The sequence below is a fragment of the Kitasatospora sp. NPDC059088 genome (assembly GCF_042738155.1).
In the GTDB taxonomy this organism is placed as follows: domain Bacteria; phylum Actinomycetota; class Actinomycetes; order Streptomycetales; family Streptomycetaceae; genus Kitasatospora.
The window spans coordinates 97,489-104,244 of the sequence record NZ_JBHYGR010000017.1 but is presented as its reverse complement, the minus strand read 5'-3'; the positions used below and the strand labels follow the sequence as shown (position 1 = coordinate 104,244).

Here is a 6,756-nt window from a genome sequence, read left to right as displayed (position 1 = left end):
GGGGGCGGCGCCCCCGCGGGGCGCGGGGCCGGCCGTGCGCGCCCCCCCACCCGGGTGCCGGCCCACTGTCCGGGGCCGGCGGGCGGGGGGGGGGGCCCCCTTCGGCGTCGTGGGTGGGCCCATCGGTGAGTCGTGCGCAGACGGCTACCTCGCGCGGCCGGCGACGGGGCTGTCGTGGACGATGCTGGGCAGCAGGAAGTCCACGATGCGCTGCAGCTCCGCGGCCAGGCCGTCGTCCTTCAGGTCGCCGCGGCACCACCGGAACAGCGCGCCCAGGTAGGCGTCCCGCAGGAGGTACCCCACCTGCATCGGGTCCACGCCGGACCTGATCCTGCCCTCCGCCAGTCCGGCCCGGATCACGTCGGCGAACACCTCGGCCGTGCGCGGCGGTTCGGTGATCGGCAGGCCCGCCCGCACCCACGAGGTGAGCATGACCCGGTTGAACTCCGGCTCCTCCTCCTCGTTGATCTCGACGAGTGCCGTCATGCAGCGCCCGAGGGCGACGCACAGCTCGTCGTTCGAGGGCGTCCTCTGGCGCATCTTCTCCTCGAATCGCGATTGGCGCTGGCTGCTCCAGGTGGTGACGAGCTCTTCCTTGTGCTGGAAGTGGTTGAAGAACGTGCCGCGCGCGACGTCGGCGCGCTCCGTGATGTCGTCGACCTTCGTCTGCTCGAAGCCCTTCTCGGCGAAGAGGCTCAGGGCGGCGGAGAAGATTCGTTCCCTCATCCGCTGCTTGTTGCGTTCGCGGCGGCCCGTGGCAACGGGCGCAAGAGGGGGTTCAGCAGCATACATACGTTCTCCAGCGACAAGGGAGTGGACCTTGTAACCATCTGTAGCGCGGCCCGTACGGCCGGGCCCGGTCCTCCTCTGCGGAGTTATACCAGAAGTTAACTTTGATGCGTAGTATTCGTTTAAACCTCAGTCGATTCCAGTAGCCGACCGATGGTCTCCTGACCGAGCAGGCGCCCCACGGGCAGGTCGATGCCCATGGCGGTCCGGATGCGCTGCCGCAGCCGGACGGCGGTGATGGAGTCGAGGCCCAGCTCGCGCAACGGCCGTCGGCGGTCGATGCGTTCGGGGGTGGTGCCGAGCAGCGCCGCGGCGTGCGTCAGCACGGCCGCCTCGCGGTCGGCGGCCGGCGCGGGGGCAGGAACGGTGGCGGGGACGGAGGTGGCCTCAGCTGCCGGTACGGTCGCGGGCGCGTGCCCGGGCCCGGCCTCCGGCGCCACCGTGCCGGTCAGCCGAAGGAGTTGGACCCCGTGCAGCTCCGCCAGCACGTGGTCCCCGTCGTCCGTGTGCAGCACGACGTCCGCGCGGACGACGGAGTCGCCGGACGCCGTGCCCTCCGCCACCGGCCGGAGCGCGGCCGAGCTCCACACCGGCTTCGCCAGGGCGGTCGCGTCACCGTGCACCGTCACGGCGTCGATGCCGACGGCCAGGTAGCTGTGGCTCGTGCCGTCCGGACCGCCGCGGGGCAGCACGGCGAGCAGCGGCTGCAGCGGCACCTCCCAGGCCGCGGGGTGCCCGGGGGCCGGCAGGTGCATACGCGCCACCGCGAGGCCCGGGCGCCGCCAGAGCCGGCGGACGCCCGCGAGTTCGTCGGGGACGTCGTAGCCGTACCCCCGGACCTCGTCGTAGAAGTCCGGCCCGGGCAGGTACTCGCCGCACTGGGCCAGCAGCGCGTCCAGGCTCCGGGGCGAGGCGCCGCCCCCGGGCGGGGAGGAGGTGACGCGGGCCGTCAGGCAGGTCAGGGCCGGTTCGCCGGCCGATCCCGGGCCGACGACCTGGACGGTCGCGAGGTGGTCGGCGCCCTCGGGCCGCAGCCGGACCCGCAGGGTGGCGCCGAGTGCCTGTCTGCGGTCGACCAGCTCCCCGGTCAGGGTGACGTCCACGAGGCGGTGCTGCCCGCCGAGTTCGGAGCGCGCCGCGCTCAGCACGGCGTCGACGTACAGCATCGGCGGGACGACGGCCGTGCCGCGGAACGACACCCCCAACGCCTCGATGTCCAGCGGCCGTTCGTAGGTGAAGCCGGTGGCCGCCGGGAGGGCGGCCGGGTCCCGCAGGTGCTCGTCGTCCCAGGGGTAGCGGGGCAGCGGCACGGGGCGGACCGCGCCCCGGAACCACCGGGTGAAGTCGAGGCCGGCGCCGGCGGCGTGCAGGCGGCCGGCCGCGCGGGCGAGTTCGGCGCCCTCGTGCTCCCTGCGGCGCAGCGAGGCGACGGTGAAGGCCGGGGCGCCGAGCGCCTCCAGGGTCTCCTCCACGGCCGAGGTCAGCAGCGGGTGCGGGCTGATCTCCAGGAAGACGCTCTCGTCCTGCTTCGCCAGCCGCGCCACGGCGCCGGCGAACCGCACCGGGCGGCGCAGGTTGTCCATCCAGTACCCGGCGTCGAGGGCCGTCCCGGGGACGGGCTCGGCGCGCACGGTGGAGTACAGCGGCAGCGAGGCGCCGCGCGGGGCGAGTTCGGCGAGGGCGTCGAGCAGTTCGGACCGCAGCGGGTCCATGTCGGGGGAGTGGGAGGCCACGCTGACGTTGACGAACCGGGCCAGTCGGCCGCGCTCCGTCAGGCCCTCGGCGAGCCTGGCGAGGTGCTCCGGATCCCCGGCGAGGACGGTGGAGTGCGGCGAGTTCTCCACCGCGACGCACAGCGCGTCGGGGTAGCGGGCGGCGATCCGCTCGGCCTCGTCCGGGGACAGGTCGGTGGCCAGCATCCGCCCCCGGCCGCCGAGTCGGGCCATCAGCCGGCTGCGGCGGCAGATGACGGCGGCGGCGTCGCGCACCGACAGGGCGCCGGTGACCACGGCGGCGGCCGCCTCGCCCATGCTGTGCCCGACGCATGTGGAGGGGCTGACGCCGAGGTCCTGCCAGAGGGCGGCCAGTGACACCTCCATCGCCCACAGGGCCGGCTGGACGACGTCGATGTCGGTGGGGAACTCCTCCTGCTCGCGGTTCAGCAGCTCGACGACGGACCAGCCCAGCTCGGCCCGGACCGCCGCGTCGCACTCGGCCATGCGCTCGCGGAAGGCGGGGAAGTCCGCCAGCAGCCGGCGCCCCATGCCCGGCCACTGCGCGCCCTGCCCGGGCAGGACGAACACCGTCCGCCGCTGCGGGCCGAAGCCGGCCTCGCCGCGTCCGCCGTCGGCGATCTCCTCGCCGGCCGCCAGTGCCTCCAGCCGGTCGGCGAGCTGCTCGTGGCTGTCGCCGATCGCCCACATCCGGTACGGGTGGTGGTCGCGGCGCAGCGCGGCCGCGGCGCAGACGTCGCGCAGGGGCTCCCGGTGGCCCGCGCCGCCGGGCCGCAGGTGGCGGGCGTAGGCGGTCGCGAGCCGTTCCAGGGACCGCTGGGAGCGGGCGCTGAACACCAGCAGTTCGGGGCGCCCGTCCACCAGCGGCTCGGGGCGCCCGTCCGTCGCGGTGGCCGTCGCGGCGGACGCTTCGGCCTCGGCGGGGTAAGGGCTCAGGACGACGTGGGCGTTGGTCCCCGACAGGCCGAAGGAGCTGACCCCGAGGTAGGTGTCGTCGCCGTCCCCGAGGGGTTCGTTCTCGGTGACCACGCGGACCGGGGAGTCCGGGGCGGCGATCAGCGGGTGCGGACTGTTCAGGTGGAGCGAGGCCGGGATGACGCCGTGGCGGGCGATCAGGACGGTCTTGATCAGCCCCGCCATGCCGGCGGCCGCCTCGGCGTGGCCGATGTTGCTCTTCACCGAGCCGGTCCGCAGCGGTCGCCCCGGGGCGCGGGCCGGGCCGGCCGCCGCGGCCAGCGCGGACAGTTCCACCGTGTCGCCGACGGCGGTGCCGGTGCCGTGCGCCTCCACGTAACCGAGGCGGGCCGGGGATATCCCGGCGCTGCGGCAGGCCTCGCGGACCATCTCGACCTGGCCCGGGACGGAGGGCTTGACCAGCAGTCCGCTGCTGCGCCCGTCGTTGTTCACCGCGCTGCCGGCCAGCACCGCCAGGACCGGGTCGCCGTCGCGCCGGGCGTCCGCGAGGCGCTTGAGCAGCACCACGCCGACGCCGTCGCTGCGCACGAAGCCGTCGGCGTCGGCGTCGCCGAAGGCGCAGTGCCCCTCCGGCGAGAGCATGCCCGCCTGCGAGTAGGCGACGGCGTCCCGGGGGGAGAGGACGATGTTGGCGCCGCCGACGACGGCGAGATCGCTCTCCCCGGTGAGCAGGCTCTGCCGGGCCATGTGCACCGCGACCAGGGAGGAGGAGCAGGCGGTGTCCAGCACGATGCTGGGGCCGCGCAGGTCCAGCGCGTAGGAGATGCGCCCGGAGGCCATCGAGCGCAGCTGGCTGCCGACGGTGCGCCAGATGTCCTGGTCGGTCAGCGGCCGGTGCTCGTCGCCGTACTCGGCGGTGGCCTGGCCGACGAAGACGCCGGTCCGGCTGCCGGCCAGGGCGGAGGGGCGGATGCCGGCGTCCTCCAGCGCCTCCCAGACGACCTGGAGCAGGACGCGGTGCTGGGGGTCGATGGCGCGGGCCTCGGCGGGCGAGATGCCGAAGAAGCCGGGGTCGAAGGCGAAGGGGTCGTCGATGAACCCGCCCTTCGCGGAGATGGACTTGCCCGGGGTGGCCGGGTCGGGGGAGTGGTGGGCGGCCGCGTCGTACCTGTCGCCGGGAATCGCCGTGACGCTGTCGGCATTGCCGATCAGGTGCTCCCAGAACTCGTCGGCGTTCGAGGCGCCGGGGAACCTGCATCCCAGGCCGATGACGGCGATCGAGCGGTCGGACGCTACTTCGGGCTGATCCATGGGGCGTACCTGCCTTCATGTACGAGCGAAGCATCGGTGCTACAGAAGTGATAGTCGTTCAATCATTGATGCAAGGTCAAGATTGAACCCGCGCCGCCTAGTTGCATCGCTGGCCACCGAATGGGCCCCTCACCTGCGCCGCTCCGCCGTCGGGCGGTCGCGCGGCGCCTCCGGGTGTGGTCCAGATCGCTCGCTTACTTGGCTTTCAGTAAAAAGTGATACTTGCATCCAACCTCGACTCGTGGTCCCATCTTGTCCGGTAGTCGACCAATCCTGAGGAGGCACCTGACATGCCGAGCACGGGGATACGGATCAGCGGCGGCGACGCCGAGGTGGCGTACAGCATCGAAGGCAGCGGGCCGGCCCTGGTCCTGGTGCACGGCACCGGAACCCGCGGAGCCGCCTGGGCCCAGCAGGTCGAGGAGCTGAGGGGGAAGTTCACCGTCGTCACCCCGGACCTGTCCGGCTCCGGTGACACGGTCGACCACGGCGGGCCGCTGACCCTGGGCGACCTGGTCGCGGAGGTGCTGGCGGTGGCCGACCACGCCGGCCTGGACACCTTCCACCTCGCCGGCCACTCCCTCGGCGCCGTGGTGGCGCTGCGCCTCGCGGCCGAGCACCCCGAGCGGGTGCGCTCGGTCGTCTCGCACGCCGGCTGGGCGTACACCGACGAGCGGATGACGGCCGACTTCCGCTACTCGCTCGACCTGCTGCGCACCGACGCGGAGTTGGGCACCGCGCTGGTCCCGCAGATGTTCCCGCTGGCCACCCTCGGCCCCCGCTACTGGGAGGCGACGAACGAGGCGGAGCACGGGAAGCTCGTCCGGCAGATCGCCGACAACTTCCAGCCCGGCACCGCGCGGCAGTTCGAGGTCGGCCTCACCGTCGACCTGCGTCCGCTGCTCGGCGCCGTCGTCGCGCCGGCGCTGGTGTTCGCCAGCGTGCACGACCGCGTCTGCGGAGCCAACCAGCAGCTGCTGCTGCGCGAGGGCATACCCGGCGCCGTCTACGCGGAGATCGAGACCGGCCACAACGCGCTGGCGGAGGACCCCGAGGGGTTCGCCGCGGTGCTCGGCCCGTTCCTCGCGCAGCACACCGGCACCTGAGAACCACACCCGCTGGTCCCGGCCCGTCGGGCCGCCGCAACACACCGATAGTTGGAGGAAGTTCATGTCCGTTTGGCTGATCACCGGCAGCTCCCGTGGCCTCGGCCTGCACATCGCCCGGGAGGCGCTGGCCAGCGGTCACCAGGTCGTCGCGACGGCGCGCGACACGGAGGTCGTGCGTGCGGCGCTCGGCGACGCCGGCGGCGAGGTGCTGTACCTGCCGCTCGACGTGACCGACGAGCAGCAGGCGCAGGAGGTCGCGCGGGCCGCGTACGAGCGCTTCGGCCGGATCGACGTCCTGGTGAACAACGCCGGCCGGGGGCTGCTCGGCGCCGTCGAGGAGGCCTCGGACGCCGAGGCGCGCGCGGTCTACGACATCAACGTCTTCGGCCTGCTCGCCGTCACCCGGGCGGTGCTGCCGTACATGCGCCGGGAGCGGTCCGGCCGGATCCTCAACATCAGCTCCGTCGGCGGGTTCACGGCCGGCTCGGGCTGGGGCATCTACAACAGCACCAAGTTCGCCGTCGAGGGCCTCAGCGAGGCCCTGCGGGCCGACCTCGCCCCGCTCGGCATCCACGTCACGATCATCGAGCCCGGGGTCTTCCGCACCGACTTCCTGGACGCCTCCTCGCTGCACAGCACCACCCCGATCGACGACTACGCGCAGACCGTCGGCAAGACCCGCGACTGGGCGGTGGACAACAACCACCAGCAGCCCGGCGACCCGGTCAAGGCCGCCCGCGCGATCGTCACCGTGGCCGCGTCGGACGCGCCCCCGGTGCGCCTGCCGCTCGGCGCGGACTGCGTCGCCCGGGTCGAGAGCAAGCTCGAGACCGTCGCCAAGGAGCTCGACACCTGGCGGGAGCTCGCGCTGGACACCGCCATCTGATCAACCGTCTCCG

Annotated in this window: 4 protein-coding genes; 2 read left to right on the top strand and 2 right to left on the bottom strand. The window is 73.5% G+C overall.

Going from position 1 to position 6,756, the window contains the following annotated elements; all coding sequences use genetic code 11:
* Positions 1-144: 144 nt before the first annotated feature.
* Positions 145-726, bottom strand: coding sequence for a TetR/AcrR family transcriptional regulator (locus ACFWXO_RS10795; protein ID WP_380523220.1), 582 nt, complete (start codon positions 724-726; stop codon positions 145-147).
* 185 nt (positions 727-911) lie between these two features.
* Positions 912-4,748: a type I polyketide synthase gene (locus ACFWXO_RS10790; RefSeq protein WP_380523219.1), complete on the bottom strand. Its 3,837-nt coding sequence runs from the start codon at positions 4,746-4,748 to the stop codon at positions 912-914.
* 290 nt (positions 4,749-5,038) lie between these two features.
* Here ACFWXO_RS10790 and ACFWXO_RS10785 point away from each other — a divergent pair, with 290 nt between their 5' ends.
* Both ACFWXO_RS10785 and ACFWXO_RS10780 read left to right on the top strand, forming a co-directional pair.
* Positions 5,039-5,854 carry an alpha/beta fold hydrolase gene (locus ACFWXO_RS10785; RefSeq protein WP_380523218.1) on the top strand — a complete coding sequence of 272 codons (816 nt, stop codon included), beginning with the start codon at positions 5,039-5,041 and terminating at the stop codon, positions 5,852-5,854.
* Between the two features lie 64 nt (positions 5,855-5,918).
* Positions 5,919-6,743, top strand: coding sequence for an oxidoreductase (locus ACFWXO_RS10780; RefSeq protein WP_380396542.1), 825 nt, complete (start codon positions 5,919-5,921; stop codon positions 6,741-6,743).
* Positions 6,744-6,756 lie beyond the last annotated feature (13 nt).